The following is a 22,590-nucleotide window of genomic DNA, read 5'->3' as shown; positions in this document are numbered from 1 at the left end:
TTTAAGGAAACCATTATCAAATTCCTTATTTTTATGAACTAGACTAATTCAACCATATAAAATGAAAAAACTCTTATTATTGGGTATGGCGTTCTGTGCGACCATCACCTTTGCCCAAGAAAGAAAACTTCCTGTAGACACTACCATTACTACCCAGCACTCCGTTACCATAAATGGTGCACGAATCGATTATTCAGCTACCACGGGCACACAACCTGTTTGGGACGAAATGGGAGAGCCCGTTGCATCCTTACATTATACCTATTATACCAAAAATGGGGTAAAAGACAGATCTTCCCGTCCATTGTTGATTTCGTTCAATGGAGGTCCGGGCTCTGGTTCCGTTTGGATGCATTTGGCCTACACCGGTCCAAGAATCCTAAAAATTGATGACGAAGGTTACCCTGTTCAGCCCTATGGCGTAAAGGAAAATCCATATTCTGTTTTGGATGTTACCGATATTGTTTACGTAAACCCGGTAAACACAGGTTATTCCAGAACCATACCGGAAACCGGAAAGGAAGTAGACCGAAAAAAATTCTTTGGGATCAATGCCGATACCAAATATTTGGCAGAATGGCTGAATACTTTTGTAACAAGGAACAATAGATGGAACTCCCCAAAATATATTGTGGGTGAAAGCTATGGTGGAACACGTGTTATGGGATTGTCCTTGGCATTGCAAAACCAACAGTGGATGTACTTGAACGGTGTAATCATGGTTTCACCTGCGGATTACAAGGTGTTCCGCGACAATGATCCTGTTTCCAGTGCTTTGAACTTGCCATACTTTGCAGCTGCGGCATGGCACCACAAAGCTTTGCCATCCGATTTGCAAAGCAAGGATTTGTTGGAAGTTTTGCCAGAAGTTGAAGAGTTCACCATAAACGAATTATTACCGGCCATTGCCAAGGGTGGGTTTATTGCAGATGCGGAACGGAAGTCCATCGCCGATAAAATGGCCCGCTACTCAGGTTTAAAAGCAAAAGATATCCTAGACCATAATTTGGATGTTCCCACGCAGTTTTTTTGGAAGGCCCTTTTAAGGGAAAAAGGTGGATATACCGTTGGCCGATTGGATAGCCGCTATTTGGGAATAGATAAAACATTGGCAGGTACGCGCCCGGATTACTCTCCAGAACTGACTTCTTGGTTGCATAGCTTCACCCCAGCAATTAACTATTATTTGCAGGAAGAGCTAAACTTCAAGACCGATATAAAATACAATATGTTCGGTCCTGTACACCCATGGGACAACGAAAACGACAATGTGCGTGACAATCTAAGACAGGCCATGGCACAAAACCCGTACTTGAATGTTTTGGTGCAATCGGGATATTACGATGGCGCTTGCACCTATTTTGCAGCTAAATACACCATGTCCCAAGTTGATCCAAGTGGTAGAATGAAAGATCGTTTTGAATTTAAAGGGTACCGTTCCGGCCACATGATGTATTTGAGGAGAGAAGACCTAAAGGCCGCAAATGAAGACATACGGGCTTTTATTTTAAGAACACAAGCAAAAGGCAAGAGCGCAAAATATTAATCCCAATACTATTAAACCAAAATTAGGCGGTATAACTTTTTTAGTTATATCGCTTTTTTATTGAGTAATTCCCTGTAGATTAAATTATGATGTAACAAAACCACAATAAAAGACACTGATATACTAAAATATATCAACTATGGGAGGAGAAGGTAGCATGATGCATGCCATAAAGAGTATGAAGCTCAATAGAAGCATGCTCAAAAAAAGAAAATTAAAATCTAAAGACAATATTTACGGCACTAAAAATGTTACTGAATTATATTTTAAAAAATCCACCCAAAGGGATATAGCTCGTATTCGTAAAAAAATGTTTATTTAAAAAGAAAAAGAGAAAAGGCATATGATCTATGCTGTTATAGCCACTATCATCTTCTTTTTTATTCTGTATTTACTTTTAATACCCTGATATTTTTCTATTTTTAACCAAAACCATCCCTTGTGAAGAATCTAACCATTTATTGGATCATGTTTTCATTTTTAGGATTATCCATTTCATCAAAAATAAATGCTCAGGATTGGCCCAATTTGGAAAAATATCATAAGGAGAATACCCGTATTTCGACTTCCAACGGAACCGAAAACCGTGTAGTTTTTATGGGTAATTCCATTACCGAGATGTGGAAGGGCGCCAATCCGGATTTTTTTGATAAAAACCCGTACATAAACCGTGGTATCGGTGGACAAACAACTCCTCAAATGTTATTGCGCTTTAGGCAAGATGTAATTGACCTGAACCCAAAAGCGGTGGTAATTTTAGCCGGTACGAACGATATTGCCGGCAACACAGGTCCTATGACTTTGAAACAAATTCACGACAACATCCTATCCATGGTGGAACTGGCCCAAGCCAACCAGATCATACCCATTGTTTGTTCAGTTCTTCCTGCTTTTGATTATCCGTGGAGCCCCGGTTTGCAGCCCAATATTAAAATCCCAAAACTTAACAGAATGCTCAAAAATATGGCTAGTGACAAGGGTGCCGTATATTTGGATTATTTTTCTAAAATGGCAGATGACAGAAATGGATTGCCACCCGAATTGACTACAGACGAGGTACATGTAACCAAGGCTGGCTACAAAATTATGGAGCAAATGGTCAAGGAAACCATAGATCAGGTCTTGCAATACCAATAAAAGAACAAGTCCTTTATTTTATGCAAAACGGCAAGATTAGTATCATAATACCCTTTAAAAACACTGCACACTATCTGCCCGAATGCCTAGATTCCATTTTAAACCAAACATATCCGGATTGGGAAATCTTAGCAGTAAACGATCATTCCACCGATACTGGTTTAGAGCTCTTAACCGCCTATTCCACAAAAGATTCACGCATCAAGGTTTTTGAAAATAAGGGGCAGGGAATAATACCAGCGTTACGTACGGGATATGCCCAAAGTACTGGCGCATATGTAACCCGTATGGATTCCGACGACATAATGAAGCCAGAACGATTGGAGGTAATGGTTTCATCATTGAAAAAACAAGGAATGGGGTACGTGGCCGTAGGGCAGGTAAAATATTTTTCACATAGGGGAATTAGTAATGGCTACGCTAGATACGAACAATGGCTTAATCACCTTACGGAAAATGGGGCCAATTTTGAAGAGATTTACAAAGAATGCTCAATTCCCTCCCCATGCTGGATGGTCCATCGCCAAGATTTTGAAATATGCCAAGGATTTATACCGGACAGATATCCGGAAGACTACGACCTTACGTTCCGATTTTACGAAAATGGTTTGCAAATAATCCCATGTAACCAAATACTCCATTTATGGAGAGACTATGATACACGAACTTCTCGAACGCATGAGCACTACGCACAAAATTATTTTTTGGAGATCAAGCTCCATTATTTTTTAAAGTTGAATCGTACACCCAATAGACCCCTAGTGATCTGGGGTGCGGGATTTAAGGGAAAAAAGATTGCGAAGGGTCTTAAAAAACAAAACTTGGATTTTGTTTGGCTATGTGATAATCCCAAAAAAATCGGAAAAAACATTTATGGTAAAGAATTGGTACATTTTAATGCATTGAAGAAATTAAAAAATCCACAAAGCATCATAACCGTTGCCAACGAGGAAGCACAAGAGGAAATTCGAAGTTATTTTACTGAATTGGGCCAATCCCCGATGCAGGATTATTTCTTTTTCTGTTGATTTAAAATTGAAACGGTAAAAGGTATCGTTAACATACCAAATACAAAAATAGAGTATAAAAACGGTGCGATCAGTGTTGAAAAGATGGTTCCCCATGGCCAAAAATGATTACACTTTTACTGTTTTGCCCAAGGATTACGGACAATTGGCAAATCAATACTAAAATCCAAATATTTTAATCCCTATCTTTGATCAAGCAAAATTGGGAATGCAGTTTAAACATCCAGAAATTTTTTGGGCACTTTTTCTTCTCGTAATACCCATATTGATCCATTTATTTCAATTACGTCGATTTACCAAAACACCTTTTACCAATGTGGCAATGCTACAAAAGGTAGTTTCCGAATCCAGAAAAAGCAACAGCCTTAAAAAATGGTTGTTATTGTTTACACGGTTGTTGCTACTGGCAGCTATAATAATTGCCTTTGCACAACCTTTCAGTTCCTCGAGCACCGCTCTTCAAGAAAAAGAGATCGTGGTTTATTTGGATGATTCCTTTAGTATGCAAGGCAAGCAAAATGGGATTCCGGTTTTGGAAAAGGCTGTTCAGGATTTTATCAAAAATGTGGGGAGTGACACGGAATTCAGCTTGTTCACCAACGATAAAACCTATACCAACATCCGAATAGGAGATATTCAGAATACGCTGCTGGCACTACCCTACTCTTATAAACAGCTCAACCTGAATGAGATTGGTTTAAAGGCCAATAGTTTGTTTTCTACAAGCAAGACATCGATTAAGGATCTGATCGTAATTTCTGATTTTCAAGAAAGATTAGCTTCGCAAAACAACGTTTTGGATTCTACCATGAACGCCCATTTTGTTCCCGTACGACCACGGCAAGTCCCAAACGTGTCCATAGATTCGGTTTTTATGGATGATAGTGTAAATGATCAGGGGCGTCTTAAAGTACTGCTTTCAGGAGGTAACGAGGATGATCCTGTGCCGATTTCGTTGTACGACAATGGGGAACTAATCGCCAAAACGGCAGCAAAATTTACATCGAACGGAAATGCCGAAGTTGAATTCTCCATCCCTGTCCATCAAAAATTAGATGGCCACTTGAGTATTATGGACAATGCTTTGGCCTACGATAACCGATTTTATTTCAATATCAATGCCAGGGAAAAAATAAAAGTGTTGGCCATAAGCGAATCGGAAAGTGATTATTTGAACCGTCTGTTCCGAGGCGATGAGTTCGATTTTAACAAGTTCTCACCAGATCGACTCGATTATAGTGTTTTGGATGATAAAAACGTTATAGTATTGGATAATTTGAACGCTATTCCGAGTAGTTTGCAGACTGTTCTGCGGTCGTTTTTCAATACTGGAGGCACCGTGATCATTGTTCCCTCCAGTAACACCGATCTATCTTCATACAATTCCTTACTATCCAGTTTATCCTCTACGCGTTTTATCGAAAAAGTCTCATCGGAAGCTCAGTTGACCACGATTTCGTTCGATCATCCTTTGTACCAAAATGTCTTTGAACAACAAGTGACCAATTTTCAATACCCCACCACAAGTGTATATTTTAATGTACGGACCAACCTTGCTACGGCTTTGGCCATGGACGGAGGAAACCCTTTTTTAATTGGTGACAATAGATTTTATGTATTTACGGCGCCTTTGGAGCTGGCAAATTCCAATTTTGTTAATTCACCTTTGATCGTGCCCACTTTTTATAATATGGCACAATCGAGCTTACGATTGCCAAAGCTGTTTAATACATTGGGCAGTGCATCTGCCGTGGATGTTGTTGTAGAATTGGACAATGATGATATTTTAAAAGTGACCAAGGAAGGGTACGAATTTATACCGCTGCAACAGAGTTTTCCCGCGAGGGTTCAGCTCACCTTCGACCAGAATCCAACAGAAGATGGGGTTTATTCCATAGTACGGGACAATGAGATTTTACAAAATATCAGCTTTAATTACCCAAGAACGGAAAGTCAGCTCAAATACCTGGATTTGGGGACATTGCAAAACATAAACACCCTGGATTCAATTCCAGAACTTTTTGAACAGCTAAAAGCGGAGAATAACATTTACGCTTATTGGAAATGGTTTGTTATTTTAGCGTTGCTTCTGGCACTTATAGAGGTACTCATTCAAAAATTTGTTACATGAACATTCTGCTGAAGTCTGCAAAAATTGTGTGTCCGGATAACAAGGGTCTGCATTTAAAAAAGCGTGATATTCTCATTAAAAAAGGTATAATTGATAAGATCGGTGTGTCCTTGGAAGCCCCTTCGAATGCAAAAGTTGTGGAAAAAGATAATCTACACGTGTCCTTAGGTTGGTTCGATAGCAGTGTAAGTTTTGGTGAGCCTGGCTTTGAAGAACGTGAAACCATTGCCAATGGACTTTTTACTGCGGGGAAGAGCGGATTTACGGATATTGTATTAAATCCAAATACGAACCCTGTTCCCGATACCAGTTCCGATATAGTTTTTTTAAAAGAAAGAGGACAGGGAAAAGCTACACAAGTTCATCCCATTGGCTCCCTGACCAAAAATTCCGACGGTGTAGACCTTGCAGAGCTATACGATATGAAAAATGCAGGTGCAGTGGCTTTTTATGATTTTAAAAAGCAGATAGCCAATCCCAATCTACTGAAAATTGCCCTGCTGTATGCGCAAAATTTTAATGGTTTGGTTCATTCCTTTCCTCAGGATAACAACATTAAGGGCAAAGGAGTGGTAAACGAAGGTGAAATATCCACCATGTTGGGCCTAAAAGGAATTCCCGCATTGGCGGAGGAGCTTCAGGTGGCCAGGGACTTGTTTATTCTGGAATACGCCGGTGGAAAATTGCATATTCCGACCATTTCCTCGGCCGGGTCGGTAAAACTAATAGCAGAAGCCAAGAAAAAAGGCTTGGACGTCACCTGCAGTACTGCCGTACATAATCTATTTTTTTCGGATGAGACCCTAAAGGGCTTTGATTCCAATTTTAAAGTGTCCCCTCCCCTTCGTGCAAAATCCGATTGTAAGGCATTGATCAAGGGGGTTAAAAATGGAACCATAGATTTTGTGACCTCAGATCATATACCGTTGGATGTAGAACACAAACGAGTTGAATTTGATAATGCGAAAAGCGGCAGTATTGGTCTGGAATCTGCTTTTGGCGCTTTGAACACCCTGTTCGAAATCGAGGAAACCATTAGGTTATTGACCAAAGGACGGGACAGATATCATATCGAGGAACCACAATTTACAGAAGGGAGCAAAGCCTGTTTTACCTTGTTCGACCCAGAACAGACCTACACTTTTGAAGTAAAGGATATTTTATCCACTTCAAAGAACAGTATGTTTATAGGTACTTCTTTAAAAGGAAAAGTTTACGGAATCATTAACAACGGCCAAAGCAATTTATAATGAGTAAGTCCCAACCTGGAAAAACCGCCGCAATAGTATCTTACCTTACCATTGTGGGTTGTTTGATCGCAATAACAATGAACATGGAACCAAAAAATACATTTGCGCGTTTCCATATTAGGCAAGCCTTTGGAATTCATATACTTTTCCATGCCCTCGCCATATTATTGACCTATACCGGATTAGCTTATTTATCCATACCCATCTATCTTTTTTATTTGGTTATTTGGGTTTTTGGTTTTTTACAGGTTTTAAACGAGAACACAAAGCCTTTGCCGGTTTTGGGCAAGTATTTTCAACAATGGTTTACTTTCATATCATAAAATAGAAAAATGTCTCCTAAACCCCTATCCTTAACATATTTATTACGCCCTTCCTCAATACAATCCGGAAAAATACCGGCGCTGTTTATGTTCCACGGCTATGGGAGCAACGAGGAGGATTTATTTTCTTTTGCTTCGGAATTACCAGAAGAATTGATGGTTTTTTCCGTAAAGGCCCCGTATGATCTAGAACCATTTGGGCATGCTTGGTATGCCATTAATTTTGATGCCGAACAAGGCAAATGGAGCGACGATGAGCAAGCGAAGGAATCTAGGGAAAAGATAGTAGCCTTTATTGATGAGGCCATCGAAGCTTATGACCTGGATGAGGATAATATTTCTCTTCTGGGCTTTAGCCAAGGTACAATTTTGAGTTATTCGGTGGCATTGTCGTATCCCGAAAAAATAAAGAATGTGGTTGCGCTCAGCGGTTACATCAATGAAAATATATTGGTGGAAGATTATGGACAAAAAGATCACAGTAAGTTGAGTTTTTATGCTTCACATGGTCAAGTGGACCAAGTTATCCCTTTGGAATGGGCCCAAAAATCTCCTGAATTTCTCAAAAACTTAAATATCCCAACTACTTACGAAGAGTTTCCGGTGGGGCACGGGGTTTCCCAGCAAAACTTTTTTTCCTTTAAAAAGTGGTTGCAACAACGGATTTAAGCTATTTTGAGAAGGAATCTTAAGAATTCAGAAATGCGTTACAGATGATATATTTTTTGCATGTGTCGAACTAAGTACTGACTTGAGGCAAATTAATAGTCCCGTGGTGCGTAAAGCAAATGTTCGGCCAAAGTAAAATCTACGCTTAGATCATCTTTTAGCTCATATTTGATGATCATATCCCCCCAGTATTTTCCATCTGAGAAATCGGCCAAAATCCATTTATGGTTCAGTACTTTGATCTTGTTTATCTTAAAATCACTTTCCATCCCTTCGTAGGGAATTAAAGGATTATCTCCTTTTTGTTCGTTGGTTTCCAGTAATTTATCCTGGATGTAGAGCGATGGGTTCTCCAGTTTTAAGTGGTCGTAATAGGCCAGGGCATCGTCGTTGTTCTCCAAGGTAAAGTATTGCATATCCAGTACCTTTAGATGCATGGTTTGTAGGGAATCTTCAAGTTTTACTACCTGGTTTTCCAATTTTTCCACATCAGAGCTCAATGCTTTTTGCATGTTACTACCAGTAACGTATTGAAAAAGTGCCAACAGAGCGGCAAAAACAAATAGGTATAGAAATATGTTTTTCTTCATGTATTTGAAAATTATATGAATCCTTAATTCCAATTAATGTCACATGGAACACAGTCGAGATGTTCCGTCCCGTGTTGGGTCGGACTCAAAATGACAATCTGTTATTTTATAACCTACCATGAAAACGAATTAAGAACTTCTATATTTTTATCTTTAGGTTATCGTAGGCCAAATGTACATTTTCTGGCAGTTTTTTTTCAACTTCTTCATGAAAACCCAACAAAGCGCTGATATGGGTAAAATAGGTTTGTTCCGCGCCTACTTTTTCTGCAAATTCCAATGCTTCTTCTAAATTAAAATGGGAATGGTGAGGCTCAATACGCAGTGCATTGACCACTAAAATTTTTGCGCCTTTTATTTTTTTGATTTCCTCCTCCTCCACTCTTTTAACATCGGTCATGTAAACAAACTCTCCAAAACGATAACCAAAAACCTGTAAACGGTTATGGTAGGCTTCAATAGGTACCACGTCTAAATCGCCCAATGAGATATTCTTATTTTTAAAGACTTCGTGCACTTCTACCGCCGGGGCTCCGGGGTATCGATCCTCATCGGCAAAAATATAATCAAACCGCCTACGGAGCGAATCCAAAACCCTTGGATGGGCATAAACGGGAATATCTCCCTGCCTAAAGAAAAATGGGCGAATATCATCGATGCCCGCAGTATGATCGGCATGCTCGTGGGTAAACAGAATGCCATCCAGTCTTTCAATGGGATTTGTCAACATTTGCTGTCGAAAATCAGGGCCACAATCAATAACATAATTATATTCTTCCCAAGAAATCAGTACCGATACACGCAGTCTTTTATCCTTAGGGTCTGTACTTAGACAAACGGGATGGTTGCTTCCGATCACGGGTATGCCCTGCGAAGTGCCCGTACCTAAAAAAGTAATGGTCATCTTATCATCCATTAAAACCAAAATTATAACTTATTTATTTAATAGATTGCCCGAAGAGTGTAACTTTGCCGTAGTTTAAAAATTTGGAAATGCCCAGCGTACCAAGCAAAGAAAATTCTTTTGAAAATATTCCTTCCATAAAGGCGAAAACCTTAAGGATAAATTTGAATCGAGATATTTACGGAACTTTTGCCGAGATCGGAGCGGGACAAGAAACCGCCAGACATTTTTTTAGAGCTGGTGGCGCATCCGGAACTATTGCAAAGGCAATGAGCGCCTACGACAAATCTTTTAGCGATGCCATTTATGGAATCGAAGAGGATGGCCGTTACGTTACACAATCCCGATTAAAAAAGATGTTGGACCACGAAATGCGTTTGGTGGAAGAACGGATCAGTAGGGACAACAACCCTGATTACCTGTTCTTTAGTTATGCCAATACTGTGGCTACCATCGATTTTTCGAAAAGATACAAAGGGCATGGTTGGGTCGGTCTTCGTTTTCAATTAGACCCGGACCAAAAGGAGTACGACGAAATTATTCTCCATATTCGATTTAAACAAAACGAGGCCAGATTACAACAGGAAACCCTCGGTATTTTAGGCGTTAATTTAATTTACGGCGCCTTTTTTAAGTTCCACAAGCCCAAAAAGCTCTTAAAATATCTATACGACCATATCGACCACGATACTTTGGAGATTGATATGATCAACTTTACTGGGCCTAATTTTTCCGAGGTCGACAACCGTTTAATGAGTCTTCAACTTATTAAAAACGATATGACGGATGCGGTAATGTTCGGCCCCGATGGGCACAACCTTTTGCCTGCGGCCGTGCTTTACAAGAAAAACATTTTGGCTCTTCGCGGTAGTTTTAGACCGGTGACCAAGGTGAATATGGACATGTTCCAGAAATCGTACGATATTTTTATTCGGGAGCAAACAGTAGATATGGACAATGCCATTGTAGTTTTCGAAATTACCTTGTCCAACCTAAAAGCTTCGGGTGAAATAGATGAGCAAGACTTTATGGATCGTGCGGAGCTTCTTTGTTCCCTGGGGCATACGGTGCTTATTTCCAAATTCCAGGAATATTATAAGTTGGTGGAATACTTTAACAGCTACACCAAGGCCAAAATTGGATTGACCATGGGCGTGAACAACTTGGTAGATGTTTTTGATGAAAAATACTATCGTCACTTGAGCGGTGGTATTCTTGAAGCGTTCGGCAAACTGTTCTTTAAGGATTTAAAAGTGTACCTCTACCCTATGAAAGATCCAGAAACGGGACAAGTGCTTACCAGCAACAATGTAAAGGTTCATCCAAGAATGAAAGAATTGTACAAATTCTTTAAATATAACGGAAAGGTGATGGACATTATTGATTATGACCCGGATGTGCTCCATATTTTCTCCAGGGATGTTCTTAAAAGAATCATTAACAAGGATGATGGATGGGAAGAAGAATTACCGGAGGGTATTGCCGAAATAATCAAAGAAAAAAACTTATTTACCAGAAAGGTTCTTGAGAAAAAAGAATAAACAAAAAGGCACTGAAATCAGTGCCTTTTTTACTTTATTACGTTTTATTGTCCGTTCGAGCGCAATCGAGAACTTTAAAATGCCTCCTGTTTATTGACATCTAGACTACGCTCGATCAGAAAAAAAGCATTTTAAGACAATATCTGCGCAGCGTGGTCTTTGGTTTTTACTTTACTGATAACGTTTTCTACCACTCCATCACCATCAATAATAAAAGTGGTACGATGGATACCGTCGTATTCTTTTCCCATAAATTTTTTTGGCCCCCAAACACCAAAGGTGTTGATTACGGTATGGTCTTCGTCTGCCAATAAGGGAAAAGGAAACTCGTATTTGTTCCTAAAATTGGATTGTCTTTTTTCTGAATCGGCACTAACGCCCAAAAGCTCAAAACCTTGATCTTGCAATTCCTTATAATTGTCCCGTAAATTACAGGCTTCGGCCGTACATCCAGGAGTACTCGCTTTAGGGTAGAAAAATACCACTAACTTCTTGCCTTTGTAATCACTAAGATTAATTGTATTGCCGTCTTGGTCTTTTGCTGAAAAATCAGGTACTTTATCTCCTATTTTTAACATATTCATGATCTCTGTGATTGAATTTATTGTTTAATATTTATACAAGCAAAGTTAAACAAATATGACCAAACAAGAAAAGGTTGATTTTGCCGTAAAAACCTTGGATGAACTTTATCCTACCATTCCCATACCTTTAGATCATAAGGATCCCTATACCTTGTTGATTGCAGTTTTGCTATCCGCACAAAGTACCGATGTTCGTGTCAATCAAATTACCCCTCTTTTATTTGAAAAGGCCGATAATCCATACGATATGGTAAAGTTATCTGAGGAAGAAATTCGGGAGATCATTAAGCCAGTGGGTCTATCCCCTATGAAAGCAAAAGGCATTTATGGACTTTCCAAAATACTGATAGAAAAGTACAATGGCAAGGTACCCAGGGATATTGCTTTGTTGGAAGAATTGCCTGCAGTGGGACATAAAACCGCAAGTGTAGTGGTTTCACAAGCCTTTGGGATTCCAGCCTTTCCTGTGGACACCCATATTCATAGGTTGATGTACCGTTGGGGTTTTAGCAATGGCAAAAATGTGGTACAGACCGAACGTGATGCCAAACGTTTATTTCCAAAAGAAATCTGGAACAGGTTGCACCTTCAAATAATTTGGTATGGCCGGGAATATTCGCCTGCCAGGGGCTGGGACTTGGAAAAGGATATTATCACCAAGACTATTGGGCGCAAATCGGTGATCAACGAATACTATAAAAACAAAAAGAGCCGCTAATTGCGGCTCTTTTCGTCAGTTTGATCCTTAAATTAATTCAATGTTACTTCAAACTGGTGTTTTTTGTAGTCAACTACATGAATCGATTTTGAAAAGCTAAGTAAGAAATCAACAGTTTTCTGGCTCGCTTTTACCGTTTTTACGGATTTTTGTTCTTCAGAGTAAATGTTTTCCATATTCTAGCGTAAGTAATTGTTTCCATTATATAACGGCGCTAGATTGGAAATATTGCAGCGTTCGACGTAATACCGATTAATTCGTTAAAACGATGTTCTTACGCTCAACTATTTTTCTAAGATTAATAAGAGCGTATCGCATTCTACCCAAAGCTGTGTTAATACTAACGTTGGTGTTTTCGGATATCTCTTTGAAACTCATGTCCTTGTAGATTCGCATGATAAGTACTTCGCGCTGGTCGTCCGGTAATTCTTCGATCAAAAGGGTAAGATCACTTTCTATTTGATCTTTAATGATCTGTTTTTCGGCGTTCAATTTCTCGTCGTGGATTACGGAGAAGATGTTGAAATCGTCGCTTCCCTCAAATTTGGGCATTCTCTTGTTTTTACGGAAATGGTCAATCACCAAATTGTGGGCTATTCGCATTACCCAAGGTAAAAATTTACCCTCTTCGCTGTAGCTTCCTTTTTTCAAGGTTTTAATCACCTTAATAAAAGTGTCCTGGAAGATGTCCTCTGCCACATCTCTATCCAAAACTTTGCTGTATATAAAGCTGGTGATTCTTTGGTTGTGTCTGTTGATTAGGATTTCAAGAGCCTTTTCGTCTCCGTTAATGTAGTTCTTTACTAAAATCGAGTCATTAATCTGTAGCTGTTCCATACAAATTACTTTTTTGGGTTAAAATCACAGCCCTTCCTTTGCCAAGAAAGACTTTAGTTATTCAGTTTTTAATCTTTAAAAAGTAATTATTCTGTATAGGCCTATCAGGATTTTAATTACACTTCAAATATAGATAAATAGGGAGGCGACCTAAAAATCTATGTTGTGAGTTGACGATTTTTATATGTTAACTGATACAATATACGTATAAAGTGCAGTGTATCGTATCTTTGGAACCCTAATTTTAACATATGGCAATCAATATCAACGTAGATCCTAAGCAGAATATTATAATCAAAGGTGCCAAACTACATAACCTAAAGAATATAGATGTTGTGATTCCAAGAAATAAGTTGGTGGTTATCACAGGATTATCCGGTTCTGGAAAATCGAGTTTGGCTTTTGATACACTTTATGCCGAAGGACAGCGTAGATATGTGGAAAGTCTTTCCTCCTATGCACGACAGTTCTTGGGAAAATTGGACAAACCCAAAGTGGACTATATTAAAGGTATAGCCCCTGCCATTGCCATAGAACAAAAAGTAAATTCCACCAACCCAAGATCTACGGTGGGCACTACCACGGAAATATACGATTACCTAAAACTGCTTTACGCACGTATTGGGAAAACCATTTCACCTATTTCTGGCAAAGTGGTTAAAAAGCATACCGTAACCGATGTTATCGACTACATAAAGCAGTTGAACGAAAGGGACAAACTTCTTTTGTTGTCCCCCATAACCATATCCGACGAACGAGAACCGCTAAAATCGTTGGAGCTTTTTTCCAAACAAGGGTATGCCAGGATAAAATATAAGGGAGAAGTCATCCGTATTGATCAAGCCCCGGAAGATATCGGTAGGGAATTCGATCTTGTAGTAGATCGTATTATAGTGAAGAATGATGAGGATTTCTGGAACCGTTTGGCCAATGCAGTGGACAATGCGTTTTTTGAAGGTAAGGGAACCTGTGCCATAGAAAACCTTCAGACTGGCGAGATCAAAACATTCAGCAACCAGTTTGAGTTGGACGGAATGAAGTTTTTGGAACCCAATGTACACTTGTTCAGTTTTAACAATCCCTACGGTGCATGCCCAAAGTGTGAAGGATATGGTGATGTAATAGGTATTGATGAAGACCTGGTAATTCCCAACACCTCTTTATCCGTTTATGAAAATGCAATCTTCCCTTGGCGTGGCGAAAGTATGGGCTGGTACAGGGATCAATTGGTAAATTCGGCATACAAGTTCGACTTTCCCATACATAAACCTTGGTTCGAACTTTCGGACTCTCAAAAACAATTGGTTTGGGACGGCAACGAACATTTTATTGGTATACATAAATTTTTTGAGCAACTGGAGGAGAAAAGCTATAAAATCCAGAACAGGGTAATGTTGTCCAGATACCGAGGTAAAACCAAATGCTCCTTATGTAAAGGAAAACGCCTGCGCAAAGAAGCGAACTTTGTAAAAGTGGACAATAAATCCATTTCAGATCTAATAGAGCTGCCCATTAAACAATTAATGACGTTTTTTAACGGCTTACAGCTGTCCGAGCACGACACGGCAATATCCAAACGATTGCTCAAGGAAATTACCACCCGATTGGAGTTTTTGGACAAGGTCGGTCTAGGTTATCTTACATTAAATCGAAAATCCAACACCCTTTCCGGAGGGGAAAGTCAACGGATCAATCTTGCCACATCCTTGGGAAGCAGTTTAGTGGGGTCCATGTATATTTTGGACGAACCCAGCATTGGACTTCATCCCAGGGACACCGAAAATTTGATCGAAGTATTAAAATCACTTCGTGATCTCGGGAATACCGTTATTGTAGTAGAACACGATGAAGATATTATGAAGGCTGCCGATGAAATTATCGATATTGGCCCAGAAGCGGGGACCCTTGGCGGAAACGTAGTGGCTACCGGGGATTGGGAAACCATCTTACAGGCCGATTCGTTAACGGCAAACTATCTTAATGGAACCATGGAAATCCCTGTTCCTTCAGAACGGAGAAACTCAAAGCATTACATTCAAATTAAAGGAGCGAGAGAGAACAATCTCAAAAACATAGATGTTACTTTTCCTTTGAACGTACTCACAGTGGTCACCGGAGTGTCGGGAAGTGGAAAAAGTACCTTGGTCCGTAAAATTCTGTATCCTTCTATTTTGAAGGAAACAGGGGGGTATGGTGAAAAGGCCGGACAGTTCTCGGAAATGTATGGCAAGTATGCCCATATCAAACATGTGGAATTTGTAGATCAAAACCCGATTGGCCGTTCCTCGCGCTCCAATCCGGTCACTTATATTAAAGCCTACGATGATATAAGAAGTCTGCTCGCTTCGCAAAAACTGAGCAAGCTACGTGGTTATAAGGCCAAACACTTTTCCTTTAATGTAGATGGTGGTCGTTGCGAAAAATGTAAGGGAGAGGGAGAGATTACCGTAGAGATGCAGTTTATGGCCGATGTACATTTGGAGTGTGATGTATGTGGCGGCAAACGTTTTAAAAAGGAAATCCTGGAAGTCCACTTCGAAGGTAAGAACATAGATGATATCTTGAACATGACCATTGACGATGCCATTGATCACTTTACCAAGTACAATCAGAACAAGATCGTAACCAAGCTAAAACCGTTGCAAGATGTAGGATTGGGTTATGTTACCTTGGGGCAATCCTCTTCTACCCTATCTGGCGGCGAGGCACAACGTATAAAACTTGCATCATTCCTGGTGAAAGGTCATACCAAGGAAAAAGCCTTGTTCATTTTTGATGAACCCACTACGGGTCTTCATTTTCACGATATCAAAAAACTGCTCAAATCCTTTGAAGAACTTTTGGACAAGGGACATTCCATTATTGTTATCGAACACAATATGGAGCTCATAAAATGTGCTGATTACATTATAGACCTAGGCCCCGAAGGCGGTGAAAAAGGTGGGAACTTGGTAGTCGAAGGCACTCCGGAGGAAATCGTTAAAAATAATTTGTCACATACGAGTAAATATCTCGCTCAAATAATCTAAAGTTAAAAAGCTGACAACTCTTAATAGGACCTTGAGCAGGAGAGTTTATATTTATAAATATAAAGGAGACCGTTGTACACAATTTGAAGAATGAAAAGAACATCCATTTTAATTTTAATATTTGTTGTAGTTGTTTCTTGTAAACAGAAAAAAGAAGAAAAGGAACAAATAGCTACTGAAAAAACTAAGTTTACTGAAATTATAAAAGAAGATTACGAGCTTTATAAACCAAACAAAGAAATTAATGGTGTTTTAATTTTATTCGGAGGTTATCCTGAAAATGCTGATGATATTAAAAGGGAATTTCAAATTCTTGACATTGCGAGAGAAAACAGTATTGCAGTTTTGTTATCAAACTTTAATCAGAAGCTATGGCTTGAGGAAAGCGAAAAACGTCAACTCGCAAAAAAATTGCAGAATATAATTATTGAAAATCAGCTGCCAACTGAAAATATTTTTATCGGGGGTTTTTCAAGTGGTGGAGTTGTCAGTCTCTTAATAAGTAATTTTATTGTTGGGATGAAGCAATTCTATATTGACCCAAAAGGAGTGTTTATTGTAGATTCGCCAATAGACTTGGTTGCATTGTACAAATCTTCAGAAAAAAATATAAAACGAAATTTTTCAGAACCTTCAATTCAAGAAAGTACTTGGCTTTTAGAAACTTTGGGCAGTAACTTCGGTAATCCAAAAGATAATATTGGAAAATATGAAAAAAATGCTGTGTTCACATACAGCACGAATAACACTTCTAATATAAAAAAATTAAAACGGACTAAAATCAGACTTTATACAGAACCTGACACTCTTTGGTGGAAAGAAAATCGAATGGCGGATTACGAACAAATGAACGCTTTTTACATCAAAAAATTATCTGAAAGTCTTAACAAAAAAGGATATAAGAGTGTTGAATATATTCCGACAACTGATAAAGGATACAGAGCCAATGGCGAAAGACATCCTCATAGTTGGGCAATTGTAGACAAAACGGAATTAATAAATTGGATATTGAACAAATAAAAACTGTGTACAATGGCCATTAGTAATTGCTTGTTCTCCCCTACTTCTGAAAATCCGCGAGGATTTTCAGTTTGGTGTGTACTTGAAAAGTTAATTACTAAACCACGCAACTATTCATAGCCGTATTTCAAGTTTGTAAGAAACCACTTTTGTATTTGTAATCTTATATGTTTACCCCCTAATTTATGGGATTATCCCGTCAATTGATATGCTTATTTCGTCAATTCATATCATTGATTTATCAAATGACACCTAAGCCATCTTATTTATCTGCCTAAAATTGTGGGTTAAATAACAATTTATTCACGTATGGTGAATTTATACGTTCCACAAAACATCCATCCGTTATTTGTAAACAAAAGTTCGAATACATCGAGCATAGCTTATTGTATCGGATTCTTCTTCCCGTTCCTTACCAATAACCACAAAGCTAATTGCCATGAAAACGAGATATAAAGAAAGTAACCAAAGGTTTCATATAGGGTCAATTTTGTTGCTTTTTACCTTGATCAGCTTTAGCTTGGCCCTAAGGGCCCATACATTGAATGGTTACTATACGGAAAATGCAATTTACAATAACACAACCGAAACAGGCACAAACCTCTATGTGCCAAGTATAGCAGTGGTCATGTCCGGAACCGTCAATGGAGATTGTTCTGCTATAAATTATACAGTATTTATAAGAAATAATAGTACCAATAGTGAATCACTAACAATTACAGAGGCCATTGATATAAATGATCCAGCGTTGATAGTAAACCTTACTCCCGTATCCGGTGATACCAATAACGATGGGATATTGGATGCAGGTGAATCTTGGGAACTCAATGCAACACGAAATTTAAGTCCCGATGACCTTAGTCAAGACTCCATTCAAAACCAAGTAAGGGTCACGTGCGAAGTTGTGGGGCAACCGGGGGTAACCACAATTGATTTATCCGACGATAACTTGTTCAATGAAGATGATCCAACCGTTTTTGACATTTCTTCTTGTCGCAAAATTGGTGCTCAACTCTTGGCCCAAACCAGCGATTGGTTTGGTAATTCCCCGGGATGCGAAACTTTAGAATATCAACTCATTGTTGTAAACTTAAGTTCCTCTCCTCAAAACTTAACCAATATCAATATTAGCAGTTTAGATACAAGCTTGAGTTTCGTATTGGTAGATGGAGATTCTAATAACAATAGTTTTTTTGACCCCGGCGAGACTTGGGAATATAGTGCTTCCAGACCATTAAATCAAAGTGACTTTAATACTACGATAACTGAACAAGTATCAATAACTGCCGAAGCAAACGGAACCCCTACCGCAACAGTCAGCGATTTGTCACATCCTACAGATCTGTTGGACGATGGCAACACCAACATCGACATAACAAATTGTGAAAAAGGGAGTATCGGACTAATCAAAACCGGGGAAACCTTGGGCAATTGCAATCAAGTTTTATACACTTTTACCCTAACCCATTTAAATACCGTTCCATACAGCTTTATCAATGTTGTTCTTGAAGACCCCGCTTTAAATGGTGTTATTTCAGAACCTCCTGTGGAGAGTGGAGGAAGTATTGCTGGGGAATTGGAACCTGGTGAAACTTGGACCTACCAAGCATTCTATACTGTTGTACAAGATAATATTACAGATGGTTTTGTGCTGAACCAAGCCTATGTCACCGCTGAAGCAAAAAACCAAACTCCCCTAATAGTGGCAGTAGATGCCTCAGATCATAGCGATGTTAACCAAGATAGAGAGACCAATACTCCTTTAAGTAATTGCGATACCAGTATTGGTACGGTATTGAAAGGCAAAACCTTTGCATTCACTGATGTATCACCTGGTTGTTCATTTGTTCAATTTACCCTAGCAATACAAAACACAAGTATAAATCAAGAACCTTTGCACAACATCACCATAAATAATCTTGGCCCTAACGAAACCATCGAGGGTCCAATAGGTGTTGGCGTTGAGGATAACATCTTGGACTTTGGTGAAAATTGGGAATATGTGATCACGCGTAAGCTTTTGGATACGGAAATTGATGCAGGGCAAACACTCGACCAAGCTTTTGTTGAAGCTGAAATGGTAAACTCGCCCGGCACCATAGTATCCGATTTTTCGCATCCCAGTGATTTCAGTATAGATGGGGAAACAGTAATAGACCTGAGCTTTTGTACCACTGGCGTTGCACTCACAAAAATAGGGCAATCTAAAGGTCCTTTGGGAGAAGATAATGGTTGTTCATCAATAGAATATACGTTTTTTGTTACTCATACAGGACAACCGACTGAAACATTTTCCAGTATTGCAATTGAAGACCCAAAATTGGCTGGGATTATTCCTGCCCAACCCATTAATGGTGATAATGCCCCATTGGGTATATTGGAGCCTGGCGAAGTGTGGGAGTATGTGGTAGTTTATCCCCTTTCTGCCGAAGATATTACTACCGGGTCTGTAGAGAACCATGCGTATGTTCTAGCGGAATCCGATACCTTTCCAGGCAAAGTGGCGAGTGATATTTCCGATTTTGAAAATATTAATGAAGATCGACCTACAATAGTTGACATTCCAACCTGTACACCTCGTATAAGCCTTATAAAAAAAGGGGTGGCCAAAGATGGTCAAGGTGTGGAAGGAGGTTGCGCATTTATTGATTATTCCTTTGCAGTGACCAATGAAAGTACGGAAGGGCAGATTCTGGAGAATGTGACCATTACCGATTTAAACCTACCCATATCCATTCCTCTAACACCGAATGAGGGCGATGATATAAACCCCGGGCAATTGGATCCTGGTGAAACCTGGATTTTTAATACCGTCGAGTATCAATTGACTACGGAAGATCGTTTGAATGGAGAGGTAGAAAATTCCGCATTAGTGAAGGCAGCCATGGTCGGTTTTCCTGATGTGACCGTAGAGGATGTATCTGATTTTGAAAGTATTGATGAGGATAGACCTACCATAACTTTGCTCGCTGATTGTGAACCCCGTATTGGATTGGTCAAAACCGGGGTGGTCAACGCAGATTGTACGGCCATAGATTACACCTTTACCGTGACCAACGAAAGTACATCCAACGAGCTACTTGAGAATGTGGTGCTCACTGATCTTAACTTGCCCATGGTCATCAGTGGCCCCACAGGTGATGAAAACAATATTGGCTTATTAGATCCTAATGAGACCTGGGTTTATACTGCAACACAACCCATAACCCAAGACGAAATCAATTTTGGATGTTTCCACAACCAGGCCCATGTAACCTCAAATGTACAGGCCTATCCGGATTTTCCAATTGAAGACCTATCGGATGACAACAGTCCAGATGAAGATGATGTTACCGAGGTAGATCTGAGCAGTTGCCAAAATATATCCGTCGGTTTGGTGAAAGAAGGAGAAACTGTGGATATTATTGATAACGATGGTTGTGATGACCACATTCAATATACCTTTACCGTGCACAATACCGGTGATGCTCCCTTGGCAACCGTTAGTATCGTTGATAATTTGTTACAAGGGAATCCCATTTTGGATGATACCTCGGACGATGGTTCGGATGGTATTTTGAGCGTGGGCGAAAACTGGGTGTTCTCTGGCCTATATCCTTTACAACAGTCCGACATAGATGCGGGCAATGTAGAAAATACCGCTACCGTTACCGCATTCAATCTATGTGGAACCGCTGAGGTACAGGACCAATCCGATGATGATTCCCCAAATGCCAATGAAAATGACCCCACAAACACCACAATATCTTCAGATGCCTGCGAGCAAGGTACGGCAAGCATAAGTCTCATAAAAACAGGGGCGCTGGAAGACTTGAACCAAGATGGCTGCCAAGAAAGTATATTGTACACTTTCACCGTCACAAACAATGGAGATGTGGCTTTGGATAGCGTTATCTTATTGGATAACTTATTTGGAGGTGAAATTGTTGGCCCCATCGCAGGATCGGACGTAAACGAGGATGGTGTGCTTTCACCAGCAGAAAGTTGGACATTTGAAGCCATTTACGCCATTGTTCAGGAAGATATAGATCTGACCTTTGTGGAAAATACAGCAACAGTAACCGCAGAAATCTTTGATACGGACATCCCGTTACAAGATGTTTCGCATCCTAGCGATGAAACTTTGGATGGGCCGACACAGACCAGTGTTACCGATACGGCGTGTACTACTGGAGCTCCAAGCATTGAACTCAATAAAATTGGTAATCTACATGATTTTAATAATGATGGTTGTATTGAAAGTATTCTCTACAGCTTTACCGTGACCAATACCGGGGATTTTGACTTGCTTGAGGTTGTTCTGCAAGATGATTTCTTGGGGGGAACCGTTGATGGCCCCGACCCCAATACCGATACGGGCAATGACAATGTACTGTCCATTGGGGAGAGCTGGAGCTATCAAGTCCTATATAGCCTAGTGCTAAATGATATCAATAGTACCATCAATAACCAAGCGGTGGTTTCTGCCAAACCAGAAAACTTGGATGTACTAATTTCTGACGGTGACTCAGATTTCACAATGGTTCCATCCGATGTGTGTACCAGTGGTGGTCCCGGGATTGCTTTGGTAAAAACAGGGGAACTTGATGACCTAGATTTGGATGGATGCAACGAATCTATTCGATACACCTTTATCGTGAGCAATGTTGGTAGTGCAAATCTCACCGACATAACACTAGAAGACCAAAAGTTGGATGATGTAATTTCCACACAGCTGAGCCCAGGAGAAGACATAGGGGACGATGGTATTCTATCTGTTGGCGAAAGCTGGACATTTACCGCTAATTATAGTATAACAGAAATGGATATAGAGAATGGATCAGTGGTAAATCAAGCTACGGTCTTTGCTTCTATAGTAGGCCAACAAACTAAGGTATCTGATTTATCTGACGATAACAGTCCTTTGGAAAACAACCCTACCGAAACGTTGGTACCCGAGGAGATTTGCACCTTTACGATTAATGACCCTGATTTTGAAATATTTAATGGGATTACACCAAATGGAGATGGAATCAATGATCATTTCCAAATAAACGGTATTGAGGCCTATCCCGATAACACTCTAAAAGTATTCAATAGATGGGGAGCCCTGGTTTATAAAGCCGAAGGATATGGAACCGGGAATAAATTGTTCACAGGGGTTTCAGAAGGCAAGGCTACAGTTTCCAAAGAAAATAAACTTCCTGGCGGTACTTATTTCTATATACTCGAATTTCCCAATGAAAATCCAGGCGCAAAGAACTATTCAGGCTACCTCTTCCTAAGCAACAATAATTAAAATAC

The 22,590-nt window shown here is 39.6% G+C and carries 17 protein-coding genes; 13 read left to right on the top strand and 4 right to left on the bottom strand.

Annotated features, from left to right (window positions below):
* Positions 1 to 61: 61 nt before the first annotated feature.
* The 8 genes from AB9K32_RS04585 to AB9K32_RS04550 all read left to right on the top strand — a co-directional run bounded on the left by AB9K32_RS04585 (position 62) and on the right by AB9K32_RS04550 (position 8,084).
* A complete protein-coding gene (locus AB9K32_RS04585) occupies positions 62 to 1,546 on the top strand; it encodes a S10 family peptidase (protein ID WP_224836995.1) in 1,485 nt (494 codons plus the stop codon).
* Between the two features lie 139 nt (positions 1,547 to 1,685).
* Positions 1,686 to 1,868: a hypothetical protein gene (locus tag AB9K32_RS04580; protein WP_369884497.1), complete on the top strand. Its 183-nt coding sequence runs from the start codon at positions 1,686 to 1,688 to the stop codon at positions 1,866 to 1,868.
* A 119-nt stretch (positions 1,869 to 1,987) separates the two neighbouring features.
* On the top strand, positions 1,988 to 2,683 hold the full coding sequence (locus AB9K32_RS04575) for an SGNH/GDSL hydrolase family protein (protein WP_369884496.1): 696 nt from the start codon (positions 1,988 to 1,990) through the stop codon (positions 2,681 to 2,683).
* 20 nt (positions 2,684 to 2,703) lie between these two features.
* Entirely contained in the window at positions 2,704 to 3,711 is a 1,008-nt protein-coding gene (locus AB9K32_RS04570) for a glycosyltransferase (RefSeq protein WP_252079699.1), read from the top strand.
* A 208-nt stretch (positions 3,712 to 3,919) separates the two neighbouring features.
* The gene (locus tag AB9K32_RS04565; protein WP_369884495.1) at positions 3,920 to 5,842 is read left to right on the top strand and encodes a BatA domain-containing protein; all 1,923 of its coding nucleotides are present in this window, start codon (positions 3,920 to 3,922) and stop codon (positions 5,840 to 5,842) included.
* Positions 5,839 to 7,092, top strand: coding sequence for a dihydroorotase family protein (locus tag AB9K32_RS04560; protein ID WP_369884494.1), 1,254 nt, complete (start codon positions 5,839 to 5,841; stop codon positions 7,090 to 7,092). Before AB9K32_RS04565 ends, AB9K32_RS04560 begins: the two co-directional genes overlap by 4 nt.
* On the top strand, positions 7,092 to 7,415 hold the full coding sequence (locus AB9K32_RS04555) for a hypothetical protein (protein ID WP_369884493.1): 324 nt from the start codon (positions 7,092 to 7,094) through the stop codon (positions 7,413 to 7,415). The genes AB9K32_RS04560 and AB9K32_RS04555 overlap by 1 nt, the downstream gene beginning before the upstream one ends.
* Positions 7,416 to 7,424: 9 nt before the next feature.
* On the top strand, positions 7,425 to 8,084 hold the full coding sequence (locus AB9K32_RS04550) for an alpha/beta hydrolase (RefSeq protein WP_224837002.1): 660 nt from the start codon (positions 7,425 to 7,427) through the stop codon (positions 8,082 to 8,084).
* A gap of 92 nt (positions 8,085 to 8,176) precedes the next feature.
* On the opposite strand, the gene AB9K32_RS04545 is transcribed toward AB9K32_RS04550, so the two are convergent.
* Complete coding sequence (locus AB9K32_RS04545; RefSeq protein WP_369884492.1) at positions 8,177 to 8,674, bottom strand: hydrolase; 498 nt, start codon at positions 8,672 to 8,674, stop codon at positions 8,177 to 8,179.
* A gap of 139 nt (positions 8,675 to 8,813) precedes the next feature.
* Positions 8,814 to 9,578, bottom strand: coding sequence for an MBL fold metallo-hydrolase (locus tag AB9K32_RS04540; RefSeq protein WP_369884551.1), 765 nt, complete (start codon positions 9,576 to 9,578; stop codon positions 8,814 to 8,816).
* Positions 9,579 to 9,667: 89 nt separating this feature from the next.
* Between AB9K32_RS04540 and AB9K32_RS04535 the strand changes: the two genes are divergently transcribed.
* Positions 9,668 to 11,119 (top strand): TonB-dependent receptor, encoded by a 1,452-nt coding sequence (locus AB9K32_RS04535; protein WP_224837004.1) that lies wholly within the window; start codon positions 9,668 to 9,670, stop codon positions 11,117 to 11,119.
* 131 nt (positions 11,120 to 11,250) lie between these two features.
* On the opposite strand, the gene bcp is transcribed toward AB9K32_RS04535, so the two are convergent.
* Positions 11,251 to 11,703 carry a thioredoxin-dependent thiol peroxidase gene (gene bcp, locus AB9K32_RS04530; RefSeq protein ID WP_224837005.1) on the bottom strand — a complete coding sequence of 151 codons (453 nt, stop codon included), beginning with the start codon at positions 11,701 to 11,703 and terminating at the stop codon, positions 11,251 to 11,253.
* A gap of 55 nt (positions 11,704 to 11,758) precedes the next feature.
* Between bcp and nth the strand changes: the two genes are divergently transcribed.
* A complete protein-coding gene (gene nth / locus AB9K32_RS04525) occupies positions 11,759 to 12,421 on the top strand; it encodes an endonuclease III (protein ID WP_252079694.1) in 663 nt (220 codons plus the stop codon).
* A gap of 252 nt (positions 12,422 to 12,673) precedes the next feature.
* Here the strand turns inward: nth and AB9K32_RS04520 are convergent, their stop codons facing one another.
* Positions 12,674 to 13,258: an RNA polymerase sigma factor gene (locus AB9K32_RS04520; protein WP_224837007.1), complete on the bottom strand. Its 585-nt coding sequence runs from the start codon at positions 13,256 to 13,258 to the stop codon at positions 12,674 to 12,676.
* Positions 13,259 to 13,509: 251 nt separating this feature from the next.
* Here AB9K32_RS04520 and uvrA point away from each other — a divergent pair, with 251 nt between their 5' ends.
* The 3 genes from uvrA (at position 13,510) to AB9K32_RS04505 (ending at position 22,585) form a co-directional block, all read left to right on the top strand.
* On the top strand, positions 13,510 to 16,287 hold the full coding sequence (uvrA, locus tag AB9K32_RS04515; RefSeq protein WP_369884491.1) for an excinuclease ABC subunit UvrA: 2,778 nt from the start codon (positions 13,510 to 13,512) through the stop codon (positions 16,285 to 16,287).
* Positions 16,288 to 16,377: 90 nt separating this feature from the next.
* Positions 16,378 to 17,307 (top strand): hypothetical protein, encoded by a 930-nt coding sequence (locus tag AB9K32_RS04510; protein WP_369884490.1) that lies wholly within the window; start codon positions 16,378 to 16,380, stop codon positions 17,305 to 17,307.
* Between the two features lie 439 nt (positions 17,308 to 17,746).
* Positions 17,747 to 22,585: a gliding motility-associated C-terminal domain-containing protein gene (locus tag AB9K32_RS04505; protein ID WP_369884489.1), complete on the top strand. Its 4,839-nt coding sequence runs from the start codon at positions 17,747 to 17,749 to the stop codon at positions 22,583 to 22,585.
* Positions 22,586 to 22,590 lie beyond the last annotated feature (5 nt).

The sequence above is a fragment of the Allomuricauda sp. XS_ASV26 genome (assembly GCF_041224615.1).
Lineage (GTDB): Bacteria > Bacteroidota > Bacteroidia > Flavobacteriales > Flavobacteriaceae > Flagellimonas > Flagellimonas alginolytica.
Note: the sequence above shows the minus strand (reverse complement) of the source record. Positions and strands in the feature narration are given on the sequence as shown.

Bases quoted from the DNA above. Each gene is read 5' to 3' on its own strand.
- AB9K32_RS04585 (WP_224836995.1), top strand. From the start codon at position 62: ATGAAAAAACTCTTATTATTGGGTATGGCGTTCTGTGCGACCATCACC.
- AB9K32_RS04580 (WP_369884497.1), top strand. From the start codon at position 1,686: ATGGGAGGAGAAGGTAGCATGATGCATGCCATAAAGAGTATGAAGCTC.
- AB9K32_RS04570 (WP_252079699.1), top strand. From the start codon at position 2,704: ATGCAAAACGGCAAGATTAGTATCATAATACCCTTTAAAAACACTGCA.
- AB9K32_RS04565 (WP_369884495.1), top strand. From the start codon at position 3,920: ATGCAGTTTAAACATCCAGAAATTTTTTGGGCACTTTTTCTTCTCGTA.
- AB9K32_RS04560 (WP_369884494.1), top strand. From the start codon at position 5,839: ATGAACATTCTGCTGAAGTCTGCAAAAATTGTGTGTCCGGATAACAAG.
- AB9K32_RS04555 (WP_369884493.1), top strand. From the start codon at position 7,092: ATGAGTAAGTCCCAACCTGGAAAAACCGCCGCAATAGTATCTTACCTT.
- AB9K32_RS04550 (WP_224837002.1), top strand. From the start codon at position 7,425: ATGTCTCCTAAACCCCTATCCTTAACATATTTATTACGCCCTTCCTCA.
- AB9K32_RS04545 (WP_369884492.1), bottom strand. From the start codon at position 8,674: ATGAAGAAAAACATATTTCTATACCTATTTGTTTTTGCCGCTCTGTTG.
- AB9K32_RS04540 (WP_369884551.1), bottom strand. From the start codon at position 9,578: ATGACCATTACTTTTTTAGGTACGGGCACTTCGCAGGGCATACCCGTG.
- AB9K32_RS04535 (WP_224837004.1), top strand. From the start codon at position 9,668: ATGCCCAGCGTACCAAGCAAAGAAAATTCTTTTGAAAATATTCCTTCC.
- bcp (WP_224837005.1), bottom strand. From the start codon at position 11,703: ATGAATATGTTAAAAATAGGAGATAAAGTACCTGATTTTTCAGCAAAA.
- nth (WP_252079694.1), top strand. From the start codon at position 11,759: ATGACCAAACAAGAAAAGGTTGATTTTGCCGTAAAAACCTTGGATGAA.
- AB9K32_RS04520 (WP_224837007.1), bottom strand. From the start codon at position 13,258: ATGGAACAGCTACAGATTAATGACTCGATTTTAGTAAAGAACTACATT.
- uvrA (WP_369884491.1), top strand. From the start codon at position 13,510: ATGGCAATCAATATCAACGTAGATCCTAAGCAGAATATTATAATCAAA.
- AB9K32_RS04510 (WP_369884490.1), top strand. From the start codon at position 16,378: ATGAAAAGAACATCCATTTTAATTTTAATATTTGTTGTAGTTGTTTCT.
- AB9K32_RS04505 (WP_369884489.1), top strand. From the start codon at position 17,747: ATGAAAACGAGATATAAAGAAAGTAACCAAAGGTTTCATATAGGGTCA.